Consider the following 17,608-nt stretch of genomic DNA (forward strand, 5'->3'; position numbering starts at 1 on the left):
TATGAAGTAGGAAATAGGTTCATGTTACGGATGTAACTCTTATTGAATGCATAATTAAAAAATTCTTAAGAATTCACATGACAAAATAATAAGAAATATGTGAGAAATTGATTTTATACAAAAGGGATGGAGTGAAAGAGATGTCAACAAATGTAGTTACTGTAGAAAGTGTAGAAAAAACGTATGGGAAAAGAAATGAGAATCAGTCAAAAGCATTAAGGGGCGTATCGTTAAGTATTAAAGAAGGAGAATTTGTCGGGATTATGGGGCCTTCTGGATCTGGAAAAACGACTTTACTTAATGTGATAAGTACACTTGACCAGGCGACAGGTGGTAGTGTGACGATAGCTGGAACAAATATTACTTCTATGAAAGGTAATGCATTATCAGATTTTCGATCTCAAAAATTAGGTTTTATCTTTCAAGATTTTAACTTACTAGAAAATTTATCAATTTATGAAAATATCGCTTTACCACTTTCTTTGCAAGGCGTACCGTCCAGTGAGATTACTGGAAAGGTAAATGACGTTGCAAAAAAATTAGGCATCACTGAAATTTTAACAAAATATCCGACTGCTGTTTCTGGAGGACAAAAACAAAGAACAGCGGCGGCAAGAGCTTTAGTACATAATCCGGCAATTGTATTAGCAGATGAACCGACAGGAGCGCTTGATAGTAAAAACGCAAAAAGTTTATTAGAAGCGATGCAAGATTTACATGAAAATCACAATGTAAGTATTTTAATGGTTACACACGATGCATTTAGTGCAAGTTATTGTGAGCGTATTTTATTTATTCAAGATGGTCTTCTTTATAAAGAATTAAATCGTCAAGGCACTCGAGAGAATTTCTATCAAGACATTTTAGGTGTGCTCGCTCATATGGGCTCAGCTGCTGAGTCTAAGTAGGGGGCGAAACTATGTTATTTAAATTATCACGTCATAGTATGAAAAAGATGTTAAAAGATTATATGGTTTTACTTATTGGTCTCGTTATTAGTATTAGTATTTTCTACATGTTCCAAACGATGGCGATGAATAGTGAATTTACGAAAGATAATAGCCTAATTAGTAGTATTAGACTCGTCTTTTGGGTAGGTGCAATACTATTATCTTTCATTACTGTATTTTATATTATATATGCCAACTCTTTCTTGCTCACGTTAAGAAGAAAAGAACTCGGTATGTACATGATGCTTGGTGCGAAAAAGAAAAAAGTAGCACAGTTATTATTTATTGAAACATTCGGTATGGGGATTGTAAGTATTATTATCGGTATTGTAGTAGGGATGTTACTTGCAAGTGTAGCAGGAAACTTTTTAATGAATGGAATGGAAATTTCAGCAAAAGGTAGTTACGCATCTGTATACACACCAGCAATTTTAGTTACAGCTATTTTCTTCTTAATACTATTTTTCATTACTGGCTTAATGAACAGCGTCCGATTGTTACGTAAAACTGAACTAGAGTTAATTCGTGAAGATGAAACACTAGATGAAGTGAAGAAAAGTAAAACTCGCATTATTATAATGACAGTACTTGGTGTATTACTGGTAAGTACAGGGTACTATTTTATGATCAATGTAAAAATATATGCTGAATTAGGTTTTATTATAGCAACCATCGTTACAACACTTGGAACATATTTTATCTTTAGTTCATTACTCCCATTTTTTGTGATGAAAATTAAAGGGAATAAAAAACGAAATGAAATTGGTCTAAATAGTTTTACATATGCACAGCTACGCTTTCGAGTAAATAGTTTATCGAGAGTATTAGGTACTGTAGCGATGTTAATTGCATTAGGAGCAGGTGCGATGACTGCAGGTATGGCGTTCCAAAAAAATGTAGGTATTATGACAGACTTTTCTCGTGTATATGATGTTGTAATTCATGATCCGAATGATCAAGACAAAGCGGCCTTGAAAGAAATGGAAATTGTTGAAGAGAGCAATTACAAATATAAAGTAGATGGAGAAGCGGTTTATTATTTACGTAACGACTTAACTGCGAAACCACCACTTGTTTCAGACCATTTTGATACAAAAACTTTAAAAGAGCCTGTTCGTAAACGTGTGACTGAACCTTTAACTGAACCTGTATATTCAGCTTTAGAGGCTCCTGAATTAGCAAAATTCCCTCAAATGCCAAAGGATTGGGAAGACGCAGTTGTAAGAGAGATACAAATTACGCATAATCAATTTAGCGGAAAACCAGTAAGAATTGCAGACGAAGAGCATTATAAAGGGATTCAAGGAACAGAACACACTGTAACATTAGCAAAAGTAGATGATATGAAAAAATATAAACCGTTATTGATCGAAATAGACAAGAGACAAAAAGAACAAATTGAAAAAGCAACAGGTGCAAAGGTAGACTTATTTACGAAAATGACAATTTATCAGTTTATGAACAGCTTCATGAGCGGAACAATGTTTATGGGATTTTTCCTCGGAATTGCCTTTTTAGCAATGATGGCGAGTTCCCTTATGTTCAAAATATTAACAGGTGCTTCTCGTGATGTACGCCGTTATGAAATGTTACGAAAAATCGGCGTAAGACGTAGTATGTTAACGAAAAGTATATATAAAGAAATTTCATATTTATTTATCTTCCCAGCAATCATTGGCATCTCTCACGTTTTAGTGGGGCTTAACTTATTCAGCTTTATATTAGTTGATCCGTTTGTAAAAGTGTGGGTGCCAATAGGAATCTTCTTAGTCATTTATTTCATCTATTACTGGATAACTGTTCAACTTTATAAAGGGATGGTAATGCCGAAAGAAGAGGTAGCTAAATAGTTTATGAAAAGAGTCCTTGTTTTGAAAATAGGGCTCTTTTTATGTTTTTTATAAAGAAGGAAAAGATTGATAATGGTCGAAAAACATAATGTTATTTCCAATAAATTACTAAAATGATAATGTTTTATTAAGAGAAACGACCCGAAGTATGAAAGAAATGCTACAGTTATTTCGAAACAAAGTGTATGCACGTTTTTTCTAGGGAATATTTTAGAGCGACTTAGTTCTATGATTGCTGGAATTATTCTTTCTATAGAGAGATAGAAAGAATAAAAAAGATAGCTGAAGACAAATTGTTTTCAGCTATCTTTTTTGTTTAATTTAGTGATGTCCAGCTAGTAGAGTAAACGCTATTATTAGGAGAAAACCACTAGTTGCCCACATTAGAAATGTAAGGAAAGAGAGCTGTTTCTTAGCTTTCCAAAGCATTTCATGAATTGTGACATATCCAAGTGAACCAATAGCACTTCCCATAATGAGGCCTTGCAGGTGAAGAGCTTTTCCTTCCATCAAAATTCCAAAAACCGTACCAGTACCGAGAATAAGAGAAAGTAATAAAGTCGTTAATAAAAAGGAAATATATTTATGCTTTGTAAAAAGAAATGGAATAATTAAAGCTAATCCTTCTGGAATATGGTGCACGACGATTGCTATTAAAAAGGGAATGGCAGAGTCATTATGATTTATAAAAGCTGTACCTAACGCAAATCCACTAGGTATATTATGAATAAATATAGCGAAAGAGAGAAAAAGGAAGGTTTGCCATGCTTGTTGATCTTTTTTACGTATCATTGGATGATGACAATAGTTATCTAATAAGCTCATAACTAAAATACCGATGGCTATACCAAGTATAGGCCCAATTATTTCATAGCTTGAAAATGTTTCAGGGATAATTTCAAGTGATAATAACCCGAATAAAATACCACCACATAATGCGTATAAACGATGCATCTTTTCTTCAATGAGTTGGCGTGTTGCTACTCCAACAGCACCACCTAACAGTAATCCACCGAACGAAAAAAATGTTACAATCATTGGGATCCATAAACGTTCCATAGTATCACACTCCGATTCTATTCCCTTATTTTTAGCTTACGAAAAATTAAGTTGGATTAGTCCAAGTAATTGTGTTTGAGTATAGAGAAAAAAGTAGTGATTCGTTATAATTTATATATTAAATTTAAGTGAGAAAATGAAAAGGGGAATTGGTTATGCAACAAATTAAAAAAATAGGAAACTCATTTTGGTATATGACACCAGTTTCTGAAACAGATAGACCTATATTAGGAATGGTTGTTGGAAAAGAAAAAACTTTAATGATTGATGCAGGGAATTCAGAAGAACATGCACAATTATTTTTAGAAATGTTAAAAGAACAAAATGTATCGAATCCTGATTTTGTAGCACTAACGCATTGGCATTGGGATCATATTTTTGGATTATCTGTATTACGGAATGCATTAACTATTTCGCACGCTGAAACGAAAAAAGAAATGCAGGCAATAGTATCTTATGAATGGACAGATGAAGCGTTGGACGCACGCGTAAAAGAGGGTACTGAAATTGAATTTTGTGCGGATTGCATCAAGAAAGAGTTTGAAGAAAAAGCGAGAAATATTAACATTATTCCTCCAACCTTAACGTTCCAGGATCAAATGGAATTAGACCTTGGTGAAGTGACCTGCGTGTTAAAACATGTGGGCGGAGATCATGCACATGATTCTGTTGTTATGTACATAAAAGAAGAAAAGATATTGTTTTTAGGAGACTGTATATATGCAGATATTTTTTCTTCGAAGTGGAACTATACGACGAAAAGAACGTTTAAATTGATAGATGAATTAGAGAAATTTGATGCTGAGACATATATTCTTTCTCATGGGGAAGCGATAAATCGAGAGGAGTTTTTACAAGAGATTCGTATGTTAAAAACAGTAGGAACTTATACAGAAATTCATAAAGGCGATGAAGAGAAGATAAAGGCAGTGTATAAACAAGAACTAGATAGAGAATTAAATGAAGATGAGTTAGAAACAATAACGTATTTTGTCAATGGTTATGAAATGGTTAACCTGTAAAACATAGCTCTAATCAAATAGCATTATACTGCACAAAAAGAGTATTGAAATTTAATTCAATACTCTTTTAAATATTAAGTTCCAAGCAATTTCTAAATTTTTTGGCTGGTTCATCATCTGGATTTATACCACTTTCAAAACTGGTAGTGAAAGGTAACCACTGCCAATCTTCGCATCCTACAAAAGCTACTCTTGACCAATTCTCAATGAATTCAATGAAATTATTCGCAATCTTATACCCATGTCCTTCTCCATCGTCGTGGCTTAGGTAAATTATCGGAGCATCTATATCATCTTTCATATCAAATGCTAAATAATCTCCATTTCCCACTTCACAAAATGCTAATTTGTTGTGCCAAACTACATCATATTCATCATCTAGATTTGAAAAAACCTCGTCAACCAAGTCTTTACGTTCTTTTTCGAATTCAGAAAGACTTTCTAAACTCCAGTGGGGTGTTCCGCAAAAAATATCAGTAAATTCATTTGGTAGCTCTACATCGTCAGGTAAAAACCAGCGTAAGCTAAAATTTCCTGAGAACTCTAAAAGTACTTTTTTGAAGCTATTTGGTAGTTTAATACCCAGTTTTTCTTCTACTTGGATTATTTGTTCAAGGGAAGATGGTTCATCTATACAAACTTCTTGAACTTCACCACCTATGTATTTAATTCTAGAAGTTATAATTTCTATTCGTTCTTTTAGTAACTCATAATCCATCTTATCACCTCATGTTATATTAATTAAAGTATATCATTCTTAATAAATTTTTTCGTGTTATTGAGGTTTTAAGTAGCAGCTTTTTTAGCTAATTTAGTAATATATTCAAAGAAAACATCGTGTTTTACATCGTAAACGACATTTACAGGTCGTCCATTAGCAGTTTCCTCTGTACGTCCTTGGCTTGGTCCGTATGTATGAACGATACTATTAATCGTTTCAGTTTTTGCAAGGTTAGTGTTTCCGACAAGCGCGGTAGTTAGTACATCCCATAAATAGTAAGTAGAGTTCGTTGAGAAGTGAACGAGAGGGGGGACCATTGCATAGCATTGACCAAGGAAATCCATACCAATATACTTTCGTTCTTTTGCCCACTGTTCACGTATGTTTATAGTTAACGGAACTTGGTTTGTACTTTCTAGTGTCACTAAGTCGATTTTAATTTTTGCATCCCATACACGAGCCACTGCTTCAGGGTCCCAAAACGAATTCCACTCAGCTGTTCCATCATGCTCTGGTTCATGTACATTGCCTGCTGTAAGAAATGTACCACCCATCCAAACGAGACGTTCAATTTTATCTTCGATTATGGGAGCTTCATATAATGCACGAGCAAGGTCAGTTAGGGGCCCAGTAAATAATAAAGTTGTTTTTCCTTCCGTTTGTAGAAGCGTTTCTATTAAATGATGATGCGCGGGTTTTGTCACCACGGGTGTTACAACTTTTCCAGACTCATTTAAAATTGGTAGAGCATCTACATAAAATGCATGCATCCGCCAGTCTTTTGGAAACGGGTTTTGCCCGCGAGAGTTTGAAGCGGCTACTGCAATATTACCTTTGCCGAAGCGATCGATAATTTTACGACTGGCAGACATTGCGGGTTCTAAATAGCAGTCTGCTGGGATAACAGATACACCGGTAAGCTCAACGTTTTCCATTTGAAGTAATAAAAATAATGAAATTAAATCATCTACGCCGCCATCATGATTGAAGTACACTTTTTTCTTCATTGTAATCTCCATCCTATATGATTTAGTTAGAAATTAAATATGAATTGAGGAGAAGTCATCAATAATTTCCACCACTTCAATTTCTCCATTAATCAGTAGCTCAGGAAGTTCATTTCTAATATTTCCTTTCCAATACTCTCTAGCTTGTTCGATTTTTTGAGAAAAAGGAATACCATCTTCTTTTGGTAAAAGATTCCCGTCACCTTCAAAAGAACTTCCGATTACTTGTAGTTTAACAATCTGTAAAACTTCTCGATTGTAAGAATCAAATAATGCTTTCCATTTTAAAGCATCTTCATAGCTTTTTGCAGCGTATAAACAAGATAATCTGGAAGGATATTCAGGGAATTCTTGTAGTCTAACCATTTCTACAATTGTTTCTCTAGCTGCTCTAATTGTTTGATCCATATAACTCATGACTACTTTAGCATTTTCATTATTTATATGTAATTCGTTACTTTTATAGTGTTTATTTAAAATTTGTATGCCATCTTCACCATTAGCATTTAATTGTTCTCTTTCAAAAAAGAAGTGATATAGAGTATTGTGTTGATTTTTGTTAAAAGGAATGATTTGTCCGATATGCATTTTTTTCTTTGTTACGATATGATATACGAAAAATCCTTGTTCATTCATGGTTATCCTCCTAGTAATAATGTAATGCAATGTTAAATTTAGTAATTCAACATTGAAATATATAAAACCTTTATAAGTAAAAGTGAGAATTTGAGTTGAAAGTAAAGAAAATACATGAAAACGTTTTAAATTTGTTCACAAAATGTTCACTTACGAAGGGGGTTTCAATATCGATATAATGACAAAGACTCAAAGAGAAAGGATGATGAATTTTGCCAACAACAAGAAAAGAAAACCTCCAATTTGGTATGATGATGTGCCTTGGGATGGTTATCGTAATGACGTTTTACAATTTACTAATGAATGAAACAGGAGGACCAATTTATACTAAAGAGATTGCATTAGAACTATTAATTGGCTTTATTATTGCGCTATTAATTGAAATATGTATCGTTGGACCTTGTGCGAAAAAAATTGTATTCATGTTGCCATTTGATAAATCTAAGAAAATAAATATTATCGTTGCGATGGCGACAACTATGGTAATCGGAATGGTGTTCTTTATGTCATTTTTCGGTATGACTATGATGCATTTACATGGTGGACTACAAGGAGCTTCATTTGTTTCAATTTATTTTTCGATTTTTATTAAAAATTTCATAATGGCATATCCATTACAATTAATTATTATGGGACCGCTTGTACGTTTCTTATTTGCAAAGTTTGTTATGAAAAAGAAATCTTTTAATGTAGCGTAATTCAAATTTATAAAATTTTATATATAAATAATAAAGATAAACACATCTCGCATTTTTGAGGTGTGTTTTTTGTTCATTCCAAGTTATTTTCATAGTGATGTGACATTTGTCCTTTTGCCATTATAGGATTATAGCTTTTAATTAAGTCAGAAATAAAAGATGAGGAGATGATTTTTTGAAAGGTATTATATTTGCTGTTTTTGCGGGGATATTTATAACACTTCAAGGAACCTTTAATGCGAAACTTAGTTCACATATCGGTATATGGTCGACAAGTATTATAACCCATTTAATTGGATTCCTTATTGTAACAACTGTATTTTTGTTAAAGAAAGAAGAGAAAGTAACAGATTTAAAGAGTGTGAAAAAAGTATATTTAGCAGCGGGTGCATTTGGTGGATTCATTATTTGTGCAGAAACGATGGCGATATATTCACTAGGAGTTACATTGACAGCTGGCACACTAATGGTTGCTCAATTGTTAACGGCAACAGTTATTGAAATGAAAGGACTGTTTCATATAAAAAAGATACAGATGGAGAGATATCATATTGTGGGAACAATAGTAATGATTATAGGTATTGTTGTATTTAATATGTAAATGAAAGGAGAAATGAATATGGAGGATAAATCAGGTTTAATTACGCATTATTTGAGAACCAATAAAACGCTCGAGATTTTTTCAGAAATAGATACAGTTTATTTTCAATTAAATCACTTTGAAAAAGGCGAGCTTATTTGCAATATAGATGACGAAATGGATCGTTTATATTTTGTTGTTAAAGGTAAAGTAAAAGTTTACACGATTACACCTGAAGGGAAGAAACTAATCCTTCGCTTTATCAATCCATTGGCCATTATTGGTGATATTGAATTAATTCAAAATAGCAAAGCACATAATGTCGTTGAAGCTTGTTCAGATGTTGTAGCAATCTCTATTTCTAATACGGTTATTAGAAACAAGTTATTACATGATCCTATATTTATGAAGTTCTTGCTTGAAAACATTGCCAACACGTTAAAAATATCGACTCGTTTTACTGCTCTTAATTTACTTTATCCTGTAGAAGTACGTGTAGCTAGTTATTTGCTTTCAATTTCAACAGATAGTAACGGGAATATGTATAAAGGGGATTTGGATGCAACTTCAGTAACGAGTATTGCAGACTTTATAGGGGTAAGTTATAGGCACGTAATTCGGGTATTACAAAGATTTTATAATGATAAATTAATTGAAAAGAGTAATGGAGTTATTGTCATTAAAGATTTTTCTAGAATGAAGGAAGTCGCTAAAGATAATATATATGAGCAATGAAAGGGAGAGGAAGATTTTGATTGGATTTAGTTTAGCTATATTAGCAGGAATATTAATTAGCTTACAATCTGTTTTTAATGCAAAAGTAAATGAAAATGTAGGACAGTGGTTAACGACTACATGTGTCCTTGGAATAGGTCTCATTAGTTCTATTCTATTTTATATCATTACAGAAAACAGTATTAACATTAAAGTGTATACTACAAATTATTTGTTTTATGTAAGTGGACTGTTTGGCATCGGGTTAATTATTTGTATAATGGGTGCAATAAAGAGCTTAGGTCCAGCATATACGGTGCTAATTAGTCTTATTACTCAATTGGTCGTTGCGTTATGCATTGATACATTCGGATTATTTGGAATGGAGAGTATTCCATTACAATTAAATAAATTAGTTGGTATAGGTTTATTAATTGTGGGAGTAGGAATTTTTAAAAATCTATTTTTGAATAAGAAAGCTATTAGAATAACCGAGGATGAGATTTAAAGGTTATAAGGATGTTGATAATCAGATTATAGATGTTTATGTAGTGGGAATACATTTTATATATGTCTCTGTTAGTGAAGGGTCTATATATATTCGATAAAAAACGTGAATTAGCTATTAGTGTAGTTGAAAAGAAGACGTCAATAAGTTAAGGTCTTCTTTATGTATTGTTCTGAAGTTATCAGAACTTAAGTATAAGGGAATGGGAAGTGGTTTAAGTTAAGAAGAATATGCCCGAAAATAAAATATTACTTAACATATATAACTAATGAATGCAATGTCTTTTTCAGTTATTAAGTTGTAAATCATTTTATGATAAAATCTTTTACATAATTTAATAAAGGGGTAGTTTTCAATGGGTTATTTCTCAAATGGTTTATTAGTTTTGTTTGTGCTAATCGTATGCAGTTGTATATTTTTTGGTTGATAATATAATGAGAGTCTTATATAAAAGAAGTTATCTTAAGTGAGATAACTTCTTTTTATTTTATATTGAGAAGGAATTCTATCTTTCTTATTGAAGTTTGTTCTAGTTATTTTTACATCGATCAGATTTGTGTAAAGGGAATTTTATGAAATATAAACAAGCCAGAGAATAGGGAGTATTTACATGGAAAATAGTATACGCCACACAAGTGAACATCCTACAGATTTTAATGGATTATTATCCTTATACGAATCTTTAGGATGGAATTCTCTTAAATTAAAGGTTAACGAGTTAGAACAAATGTGTAAGCAAAGTTGGTATGCAATTTATGTTTTTGATGATAAGAGGTTAGTAGGGATGGGGCGTGTCATATCAGATGGAGTCATAACAGGCATTATTTGTGGAGTTGGTGTATTGCCAAAATATCAGTCTAGTGGCATCGGAAAAGAAATAGTGAAACGATTAATCCAGCACTGTGAACAAAACAAGGTTATTCCACAACTTATGTGTGTAGAAAAATTGCAATCTTACTATGAATCTATAGGGTTTGAAGCATTCTCTATTGGGATGACAAAACATATTATAAGATAGAGGTGCTTTATCCCGCTATTTGCCGGGCAGTAAAACCCCCACGGATTAAAGTTTCACTTTATATTTTCAGTTTACTCGTACATATTTTCAAACTTCAGTATAAAGGAGAATGGCTGTATGGAGATTGCTAAAGGGATAGAAATGTTACAACTTGAATTTCAAGAATTTGTTATTCATCCAATTCTTTTATGGGATGATGAAATGGCAGTATTAATAGATACGGGTTTCCCAGGACAAATTGAAGATATACAAGTAGAGATGGAAAAGGTTGGGGTATCATTTGATAAGTTAAAAGTCGTGATTTTGACGCATCAGGATATTGATCATATAGGTAGTCTTCCGGAGTTGTTGCAGCGCTGTGGAAATAATATTAAGGTTTATGCGCACGAATTAGATAAGCCATATATTGAGGGGGATTTGCCTTTATTGAAGGAAGGAAATGTAGAGAACCGACCAAAAGGAAAAGTGAGTGATACTGTGATTGACGGGCAAGAACTTCCGTATTGCGGTGGAATACTAATGCTTCATACTCCAGGGCATACTCCGGGTCATATTAGTTTATATTTGAAACGAAGTAAAATTCTTATTGCAGGAGACTCTATGTATAGTGTGAATGGGATGTTAGGAGGAATTCACGCCCCAACAACTATAAATATTAAGGAAGCAAAGCAGTCTTTGAAGAAGTATTTAAATTTACATATTGAATCTGTAGTTTGTTACCATGGGGGATTAAGTAAGGAGAATATAAATGTTCAACTTCAAAATTTGTAAAGTTAAAATGGAGTTTTTTGTTAAGTGACGTTGAAGTATAATCTGATTATTAGTATATAAATAAATTATAAAAGAGCATGTTTGAAAAAATTAAACATGCTCTTTTATTAAAGTAAATCAGTTTAATATGAATGACCTAACCCATTCCAATAAAAAGAAACGATTTCTTGTGCTAATTCATCTATATTTGCCAGAATAGGATTGTGATTTTCATCTTTAAAATTCCCAATTGATAATAAAGATACGAAAGCATGAGCCACAAATTTAGCGTTTCCTTTCGGAATTTCTTCGATGTGCATCGCAGTATCGAGTGCTTTTTCTAGCACTTCATACATATTATTTTCAGCATTTTTTAATTCCTTCAATTGTTCTTCAGATAACGACAGTTTAGCATCTTTCATAAAATTTTTCATATCAATATCCATCGTTGCGTGTAAGTAAACTTTGGCGAAGTCTAATAATCTTTCTTCTAAAGTTTTGTTTGTAGAGAGTATTTGAGACATATTCTCTCGTATACGTATCATCATTTGGGTCATAGTAGCGGTAAATAAATCGGCTTTTGTTGAATAGTAATAGTAGACGGTTGCTTTCGTAACACCACAAACTTTTGCGACTTCATCCATAGAAACGACTTGATAATTTTGTGTAAGAAATAAGCGAGTTGCCACTTCTAAAATGGTTTCTTTTGTAGATTTTGTATTTTTATTTTGCCGTGGCCTTCCGAGAGGACGTTGTTTTTGTTCCAAATCCATTCGCTCCTGACATTTATTCTTGAGATAATTATAACATAATTTTCAATCATTCTTGATTAATTAACCTACCAGTATATATAATTAATAATGAAGGAAAAAAGGAAGGTGGGTTTTTATGAAAAAGCACCCGTTACATATGTTAGGGAGGCTTGTAGCAGGGAAAAATACGCAATGGATCACTTTATCGGTGTGGGTTCTTATTACATTATTACTTTCATTTACGTTACCACAAGTAAACAGTACGAAAGAACCGAATCCAAAAAATTTACCTGAAACAGCTATGTCACAGCAAGCGGAAGCGCTTATGAAAAAAGAGTTTCCGAATAATGCAGGGAATCCGTTGTTAGTAGTATGGTATAGAGATGGTGGATTACAGTCACAGGATTATAAACTCATACAAGACGTTTATAAAGAGTTAAAAGCTAGTCCTTTAAAAGAACAATCAACGTTACCGCCATTTGATACAATTCCAGAGCAAGTATTATCAAAAAGTGCATCAAAAGATGGTACATCATTTGTTACACCGGTATTCTTTAATAAATCTGCTGGTACGGATATATTAAAAGGAAATATAGAAAAACTTGGAAAAATAGTGAATAGTAAGGTGGATGAAGATCCATTTAAACAAAAAATAAGTGAATCTGGTTTACATGTTCGATTATCTGGGCCTGTAGGTATTCAAACGGATGCAGTTAGTTTATTTAGTCAAGCAGATGTGAAATTGTTAGTGGCTACTGTATTATTAGTCTTGGTCCTATTAATTTTGCTTTACCGTTCGCCAATTTTAGCAATTTTACCTATACTTGTTGTTGGCTTTGCATACGGTATCATTAGTCCTACACTCGGTTTTTTAGCTGATCACGGATGGATTAAAGTAGATGCCCAAGCAATATCAATTATGACAGTATTATTGTTTGGTGCTGGAACGGACTATTGTCTATTTTTAATTTCGAGATATAGAGAGTACTTGTTAGAAGAAGAAAGTAAATATAAAGCATTACAACTTGCGATTAAAGCTTCTGGCGGTGCAATAATAATGAGTGCGTTAACTGTTGTACTTGGATTAGGAACATTACTACTTGCTCATTATGGTGCCTTTCATCGATTTGCAGTACCATTTAGTGTTGCTGTATTTATAATGGGAATCGCGGCTTTAACCATTTTACCAGCACTATTATTAATTTTCGGTAGGATTGCATTTTTCCCGTTTATACCGAGAACAACTTCAATGAATGAGGAGTTTGCAAGAAAGAAAAAGAGGGCTGTAAAAGTTGAAAAATCAAAAGGCTCCTTTAGTAAAAAACTTGGAGATGTAGTAGTACGAAGACCGTGGACAATAATTATGCTAACTGTGTTTGTATTAGGTGGATTGGCTTCGTTCGTACCACGTATTCAATACACATATGACTTATTAGAATCGTTTCCAAAGGATATGCCTTCTCGTGAAGGGTTTACGTTAATTAGTGATCATTTCTCAGCTGGTGAACTAGCACCAGTAAAAGTGGTTGTTGATACGAAAGGAAAAGAGCTCCCTATTAAACAAGAACTAGAGAAATTTTCTTTCGTAAATACAGTGAAAGAGCCAAAAGAGGGAAAAGAAAATAAGCAAATACAAATGTATGAAGTTTCTTTAGCGGAAAATCCATACTCAATTGAAGCGTTAGATCAAATTCCTAAATTGAAAAGTAATGTAGAAAAAGTATTAAAAGATGCTGGGATTCGTAATACTGAAGATCAATTGTGGATTGGTGGAGAAACAGCTTCATTATATGATACAAAGCAAATTACTGAACGTGATGAATCAGTAATTATTCCAGTAATGATTAGCATTATCGCTTTACTATTACTTGTCTACTTACGATCGGTTGTTGCGATGATTTATTTAATTGTAACTGTCGTTTTATCATTCTTCTCAGCGTTAGGAGCAGGATGGATATTGCTTCATTACGGTATGGGAGCGCCGGCCATTCAAGGTGCGATACCGTTGTACGCATTCGTATTTTTAGTTGCTTTAGGTGAAGATTATAATATCTTTATGGTTTCAGAAATATGGAAAAACAGAAAGACACAAAATCACTTGGATGCAGTAAAAAATGGTGTAATACAAACAGGTAGTGTTATTACATCGGCAGGTTTAATTTTAGCAGGAACTTTTGCAGTGTTAGGTACACTTCCAATTCAAGTATTAGTTCAATTTGGTATTGTAACTGCAATTGGCGTATTACTAGATACGTTTATCGTAAGACCGTTACTTGTACCCGCAATTACAGTTGTGTTAGGCCGATTTGCTTTTTGGCCAGGTAAACTTTCAAGAAAGAGTGAAGAAATACAAAAGGTGGATGCATAGTTAAAAAAGCCAAGGATATTTTCCTTGGCTTTTTCAATGTAGTTAATTAATTTTTTGAAGTCAAATCATCAGCTGCAGCGTGATCAGCATCTTCAATTGTTGTTTCGGGCATTCCGTATAAGCCGTTCATTGCTTGTTCTTCGATAGTAAGGTTTGCAGTATTATTATTTTGAATAGATGTAGTGTTTTCAGTAACATTTTCTTTTTTATTCATATTTTTGTTATTCATGTATGTATCCTCCAAATTTCATTTGATTTATCTATAGTATGTGGATGGATTTCCAGAAATATGTGAATTGATTCTTACATATGTTATATAATTAAATAAATAATTAGGGTGAAATGTACACTGTTAGGAGTGAACAATTATGGTGAAAGCAAGGGAATTAGCCTTCTAAAATAAAAAGAAAATTTTAGGAGGCTATTAGAATGAAGTTCCATGTAATTGATAGAGAAGATTGGAATAGAGAGCAGTATTTTGAGCATTATTTAAAGTTGAAATGTACATTTAGTATGACTGTGAATGTTGATATCACGATGTTATTAGAGGAAGTATATCAAAAGGGAATAAAATTTTATCCCGTTTTTATATATTTAATTTCTAGAGTAGTAAATAATCATAAAAAATTTCGAACATGTTTTAACGATGAAGGAGTTTTAGGCTATTGGGAGGAAATGATACCGAATTATACAATCTTTCATAAAGATGATAAGTCTTTTTCAAGTATATGGACGGATTATTCAAGTGATTTCCGCACTTTCTATAAAAATTATGAAGACGATATGAGATGCTATGCTAATGTTCATGGTCTTTTCACGAAAGAAAATATTCCGCCTAATGTATTTCCGATTTCTAGCATACCTTGGACTAGTTTTACTGGATTTAATCTTAATATTAATAATGATGAAAAATTTCTATTGCCAATTATAACTTGTGGGAAATATTTTAACGAAGGAAATAAGGTTATGCTACCAGTTTCATTGCAAGTACATCATTCGGTTTGTGATGGATATGATGCGAGTCAATTTATAGAAGATTTACAGCAGTTAAGTAATACTTGCAACGAGTGGCTTAAGTAATATCTAATTTTTAATTATATAAAGTGAAACTTTAATCAGTGGGGGGTTCAGCCCTCACCAATCGGGCGTTCACGGGCAGCAGGGCCCCACTTAACTTCTTTACTTTTGCTGAATTTTGAGGTGGGGGTCTTACTGTCCGGCAAATAGCGGGATAAAATTGAAAATGAATAAAAGAAGAGAACATGTTGATATTACATGGTCTCTTCTTTTATTCATTAATACTAAGTAATTGTGGAAAATATAGGGTGATTTGTAGTTTGATAGTAAAGAGAGTGATTAGTATTAATTTTCTTTGTTTTTAAAAATTTAAGGATATAAATGTTTTAATAGGGGGGAATAAAGTGAAATTCTTAAGCATTGAAAAAGATGAAATCTTAATTGGGAATATGGCAAAATTGTATTGTAAAATATTTGAGAAAACAAATTTCAATGAAATGATCGAGCGAATGAATAGGCATATAGAATATACAGGTTTTAAAGGTATAGTAGCAATAAATGATGAAAATGAAGTAGTTGGCTTTACTTATGGTTATCGCTCAATGGAGAGACAGTACTATAATCAATTAATGAGAGAAGCGTTACATCTAGAGCAAGTAGACGAATGGTTACAAGATTGTTTTGAATTTGTAGAGTTAGCAGTTCACCCACAATACCAAAATGAAGGTCTTGGAACAAAATTACATAATAAATTACTAGAAGGGCTTTCAAATAGAACAAGTGTTTTAACAACACAAATAAACAATGAAAAAGCACGTTCGTTATATGAAAGATTAGATTGGGTAAATGTATTAGAGCCATTTCATCCAAGTAAAAATGATGTTCCATATATAATAATGGGAAAAGCATTAAAAATAAAAGTGAATTGATAATTATGGAATTCACAATAGTTGTTGGTTTGTAATAATGAAAGGGAAAACAACAATGATATCTATAGAAAAAGCTACAATTTTAGATGCTGAGAAATTAACAGAAATAATGAAAAGAACATTTGATGCAGAAGCAAAACAATGGCTATACGGCCAAGATAATGTCATTGATTATAACATTCAACCGCCAGGATATTCTTCAGTTGAAATGATGGAATATTCCATTGAAGAATTGGATTCTTTCAAAGTTGTCATGGATAAAGAAATAATCGGAGGGATAATAGTTACGATTTCTGGTAAGTCGTACGGTCGAATTGATCGTATTTTTGTAGATCCTGTTTATCAAGGAAAAGGAATTGGATCACATGTTATGAAATTAATAGAAAAGGAATATCCGAACATAAAGATTTGGGATCTCGAAACATCTAGTAGACAAATTAACAATCATCACTTTTATAAAAAGATAGGTTACCAAATGATTTTTGAATCGGAAGATGAGTATTGTTACGTGAAAAGAATAAAAACAAGCTCAAACAAAGAGAGTGTAGTTACAAATAAAGATATGAAAAATAGTCAATACGAAAACTGTAATTTAGCAAATACAGAGTATTATCAAGTGAATTTAAAAAACAGTTCATTTGTTGGTAGCAATATAATGAATACGAATATGAGTAATTGTAATGTAAGTCAATCAAAGTTTAGAAATATAAATTTTAGAAGGTCATCATATGCAGATTTAAATCTTTCTGGCAGTAAATTTAATTTGGTGACTTTAGGTGGAGTGCAATTTAAAAATACAAGTCTCGGAGATGAGAAGGAACCTATTGTATTCGATAAATGTGATTTGGAAGGTAGCACCATAAGTAATAGTAATTTGAAAAATATTGAAATAGAAAATTGTGATATAGTCGGCATGAAACTAAATGGTATTCTGATTGAAAATTTGCTTAATTTATATAACAAGGTGAAAAGTTAACCATATCCATATAGTTGTTAATCTTTTAGGAAAATAAGTATTATATCGAAATA

General features: G+C 32.5%; 19 protein-coding genes and 1 pseudogene. 14 read left to right on the forward strand and 6 right to left on the reverse strand.

Going from position 1 to position 17,608, the window contains the following annotated elements:
- Nucleotides 1-140 precede the first annotated feature (140 nt).
- The 3 genes and pseudogenes from AC0ONG_RS10365 to AC0ONG_RS10375 all read left to right on the forward strand — a co-directional run.
- Nucleotides 141-908 carry an ABC transporter ATP-binding protein gene (locus AC0ONG_RS10365; RefSeq protein ID WP_000106426.1) on the forward strand — a complete coding sequence of 256 codons (768 nt, stop codon included), beginning with the start codon at nt 141-143 and terminating at the stop codon, nt 906-908.
- Between the two features lie 11 nt (nt 909-919).
- The gene (locus tag AC0ONG_RS10370; RefSeq protein ID WP_000897903.1) at nt 920-2,800 is read left to right on the forward strand and encodes an FtsX-like permease family protein; all 1,881 of its coding nucleotides are present in this window, start codon (nt 920-922) and stop codon (nt 2,798-2,800) included.
- 148 nt (nt 2,801-2,948) lie between these two features.
- Nucleotides 2,949-3,049: pseudogene (locus AC0ONG_RS10375) on the forward strand (MFS transporter); the annotation flags it as partial.
- 72 nt (nt 3,050-3,121) lie between these two features.
- On the opposite strand, the gene AC0ONG_RS10380 reads toward AC0ONG_RS10375, so the two are convergent.
- A complete protein-coding gene (locus tag AC0ONG_RS10380; RefSeq protein ID WP_127725796.1) occupies nt 3,122-3,859 on the reverse strand; it encodes a ZIP family metal transporter in 738 nt (245 codons plus the stop codon).
- A gap of 155 nt (nt 3,860-4,014) precedes the next feature.
- Here AC0ONG_RS10380 and AC0ONG_RS10385 point away from each other — a divergent pair, with 155 nt between their 5' ends.
- Nucleotides 4,015-4,881 (forward strand): MBL fold metallo-hydrolase, encoded by an 867-nt coding sequence (locus tag AC0ONG_RS10385; protein WP_136997242.1) that lies wholly within the window; start codon nt 4,015-4,017, stop codon nt 4,879-4,881.
- A gap of 67 nt (nt 4,882-4,948) precedes the next feature.
- Here AC0ONG_RS10385 and AC0ONG_RS10390 read toward each other — a convergent pair whose 3' ends face one another.
- The 3 genes from AC0ONG_RS10390 to AC0ONG_RS10400 form a co-directional block, all read right to left on the reverse strand.
- Nucleotides 4,949-5,599 (reverse strand): SMI1/KNR4 family protein, encoded by a 651-nt coding sequence (locus tag AC0ONG_RS10390; RefSeq protein ID WP_098437215.1) that lies wholly within the window; start codon nt 5,597-5,599, stop codon nt 4,949-4,951.
- A gap of 68 nt (nt 5,600-5,667) precedes the next feature.
- On the reverse strand, nt 5,668-6,621 hold the full coding sequence (locus tag AC0ONG_RS10395; RefSeq protein ID WP_003278193.1) for a nucleoside hydrolase: 954 nt from the start codon (nt 6,619-6,621) through the stop codon (nt 5,668-5,670).
- A 21-nt stretch (nt 6,622-6,642) separates the two neighbouring features.
- Nucleotides 6,643-7,245, reverse strand: a complete 603-nt coding sequence (locus tag AC0ONG_RS10400) for a DUF2441 domain-containing protein (protein ID WP_001005236.1) — start codon at nt 7,243-7,245, stop codon at nt 6,643-6,645.
- Between the two features lie 212 nt (nt 7,246-7,457).
- Between AC0ONG_RS10400 and AC0ONG_RS10405 the strand changes: the two genes are divergently transcribed.
- The 6 genes from AC0ONG_RS10405 (at nt 7,458) to AC0ONG_RS10430 (ending at nt 11,534) form a co-directional block, all read left to right on the forward strand.
- Nucleotides 7,458-7,943 carry a DUF2798 domain-containing protein gene (locus AC0ONG_RS10405; protein WP_001143406.1) on the forward strand — a complete coding sequence of 162 codons (486 nt, stop codon included), beginning with the start codon at nt 7,458-7,460 and terminating at the stop codon, nt 7,941-7,943.
- Nucleotides 7,944-8,118: 175 nt separating this feature from the next.
- Nucleotides 8,119-8,544, forward strand: a complete 426-nt coding sequence (locus tag AC0ONG_RS10410) for a DMT family transporter (RefSeq protein WP_000676021.1) — start codon at nt 8,119-8,121, stop codon at nt 8,542-8,544.
- Between the two features lie 18 nt (nt 8,545-8,562).
- A complete protein-coding gene (locus tag AC0ONG_RS10415) occupies nt 8,563-9,258 on the forward strand; it encodes a Crp/Fnr family transcriptional regulator (protein ID WP_000389683.1) in 696 nt (231 codons plus the stop codon).
- Nucleotides 9,259-9,274: 16 nt separating this feature from the next.
- Nucleotides 9,275-9,745, forward strand: coding sequence for a DMT family transporter (locus tag AC0ONG_RS10420; RefSeq protein ID WP_000579009.1), 471 nt, complete (start codon nt 9,275-9,277; stop codon nt 9,743-9,745).
- A gap of 610 nt (nt 9,746-10,355) precedes the next feature.
- A complete protein-coding gene (locus AC0ONG_RS10425) occupies nt 10,356-10,763 on the forward strand; it encodes a GNAT family N-acetyltransferase (RefSeq protein WP_000431723.1) in 408 nt (135 codons plus the stop codon).
- 117 nt (nt 10,764-10,880) lie between these two features.
- Nucleotides 10,881-11,534: an MBL fold metallo-hydrolase gene (locus AC0ONG_RS10430; RefSeq protein ID WP_136997244.1), complete on the forward strand. Its 654-nt coding sequence runs from the start codon at nt 10,881-10,883 to the stop codon at nt 11,532-11,534.
- Nucleotides 11,535-11,656: 122 nt separating this feature from the next.
- On the opposite strand, the gene AC0ONG_RS10435 is transcribed toward AC0ONG_RS10430, so the two are convergent.
- Nucleotides 11,657-12,280, reverse strand: coding sequence for a TetR/AcrR family transcriptional regulator (locus AC0ONG_RS10435; protein ID WP_000436037.1), 624 nt, complete (start codon nt 12,278-12,280; stop codon nt 11,657-11,659).
- Nucleotides 12,281-12,401: 121 nt separating this feature from the next.
- Here AC0ONG_RS10435 and AC0ONG_RS10440 point away from each other — a divergent pair, with 121 nt between their 5' ends.
- The gene (locus AC0ONG_RS10440; protein ID WP_000716577.1) at nt 12,402-14,633 is read left to right on the forward strand and encodes an MMPL family transporter; all 2,232 of its coding nucleotides are present in this window, start codon (nt 12,402-12,404) and stop codon (nt 14,631-14,633) included.
- Nucleotides 14,634-14,679: 46 nt separating this feature from the next.
- Here the strand turns inward: AC0ONG_RS10440 and AC0ONG_RS10445 are convergent, their stop codons facing one another.
- Nucleotides 14,680-14,862: a DUF4021 domain-containing protein gene (locus AC0ONG_RS10445; RefSeq protein WP_001060657.1), complete on the reverse strand. Its 183-nt coding sequence runs from the start codon at nt 14,860-14,862 to the stop codon at nt 14,680-14,682.
- Between the two features lie 200 nt (nt 14,863-15,062).
- Here AC0ONG_RS10445 and catA point away from each other — a divergent pair, with 200 nt between their 5' ends.
- From catA to AC0ONG_RS10460, 3 genes are all read left to right on the forward strand, one after another.
- Nucleotides 15,063-15,713: a type A chloramphenicol O-acetyltransferase gene (gene catA / locus AC0ONG_RS10450; protein ID WP_000668530.1), complete on the forward strand. Its 651-nt coding sequence runs from the start codon at nt 15,063-15,065 to the stop codon at nt 15,711-15,713.
- A 341-nt stretch (nt 15,714-16,054) separates the two neighbouring features.
- Nucleotides 16,055-16,579, forward strand: a complete 525-nt coding sequence (locus tag AC0ONG_RS10455) for a GNAT family N-acetyltransferase (protein WP_136997559.1) — start codon at nt 16,055-16,057, stop codon at nt 16,577-16,579.
- Nucleotides 16,580-16,616: 37 nt separating this feature from the next.
- Complete coding sequence (locus AC0ONG_RS10460; protein WP_003278204.1) at nt 16,617-17,555, forward strand: GNAT family N-acetyltransferase; 939 nt, start codon at nt 16,617-16,619, stop codon at nt 17,553-17,555.
- The last annotated feature ends 53 nt before the right edge of the window (nt 17,556-17,608 follow it).

This window comes from Bacillus sp. TCT6, from assembly GCF_056033845.1.

What these genes read in the sequence shown, in the direction of transcription:
- AC0ONG_RS10365 (WP_000106426.1), top strand. Translation starts at nt 141, where the DNA reads ATGTCAACAAATGTAGTTACTGTAGAAAGTGTAGAAAAAACGTATGGG.
- AC0ONG_RS10370 (WP_000897903.1), top strand. Translation starts at nt 920, where the DNA reads ATGTTATTTAAATTATCACGTCATAGTATGAAAAAGATGTTAAAAGAT.
- AC0ONG_RS10380 (WP_127725796.1), bottom strand. Translation starts at nt 3,859, where the DNA reads ATGGAACGTTTATGGATCCCAATGATTGTAACATTTTTTTCGTTCGGT.
- AC0ONG_RS10385 (WP_136997242.1), top strand. Translation starts at nt 4,015, where the DNA reads ATGCAACAAATTAAAAAAATAGGAAACTCATTTTGGTATATGACACCA.
- AC0ONG_RS10390 (WP_098437215.1), bottom strand. Translation starts at nt 5,599, where the DNA reads ATGGATTATGAGTTACTAAAAGAACGAATAGAAATTATAACTTCTAGA.
- AC0ONG_RS10395 (WP_003278193.1), bottom strand. Translation starts at nt 6,621, where the DNA reads ATGGAGATTACAATGAAGAAAAAAGTGTACTTCAATCATGATGGCGGC.
- AC0ONG_RS10400 (WP_001005236.1), bottom strand. Translation starts at nt 7,245, where the DNA reads ATGAATGAACAAGGATTTTTCGTATATCATATCGTAACAAAGAAAAAA.
- AC0ONG_RS10415 (WP_000389683.1), top strand. Translation starts at nt 8,563, where the DNA reads ATGGAGGATAAATCAGGTTTAATTACGCATTATTTGAGAACCAATAAA.
- AC0ONG_RS10425 (WP_000431723.1), top strand. Translation starts at nt 10,356, where the DNA reads ATGGAAAATAGTATACGCCACACAAGTGAACATCCTACAGATTTTAAT.
- AC0ONG_RS10430 (WP_136997244.1), top strand. Translation starts at nt 10,881, where the DNA reads ATGGAGATTGCTAAAGGGATAGAAATGTTACAACTTGAATTTCAAGAA.
- AC0ONG_RS10440 (WP_000716577.1), top strand. Translation starts at nt 12,402, where the DNA reads ATGAAAAAGCACCCGTTACATATGTTAGGGAGGCTTGTAGCAGGGAAA.
- AC0ONG_RS10445 (WP_001060657.1), bottom strand. Translation starts at nt 14,862, where the DNA reads ATGAATAACAAAAATATGAATAAAAAAGAAAATGTTACTGAAAACACT.
- catA (WP_000668530.1), top strand. Translation starts at nt 15,063, where the DNA reads ATGAAGTTCCATGTAATTGATAGAGAAGATTGGAATAGAGAGCAGTAT.
- AC0ONG_RS10460 (WP_003278204.1), top strand. Translation starts at nt 16,617, where the DNA reads ATGAAAGGGAAAACAACAATGATATCTATAGAAAAAGCTACAATTTTA.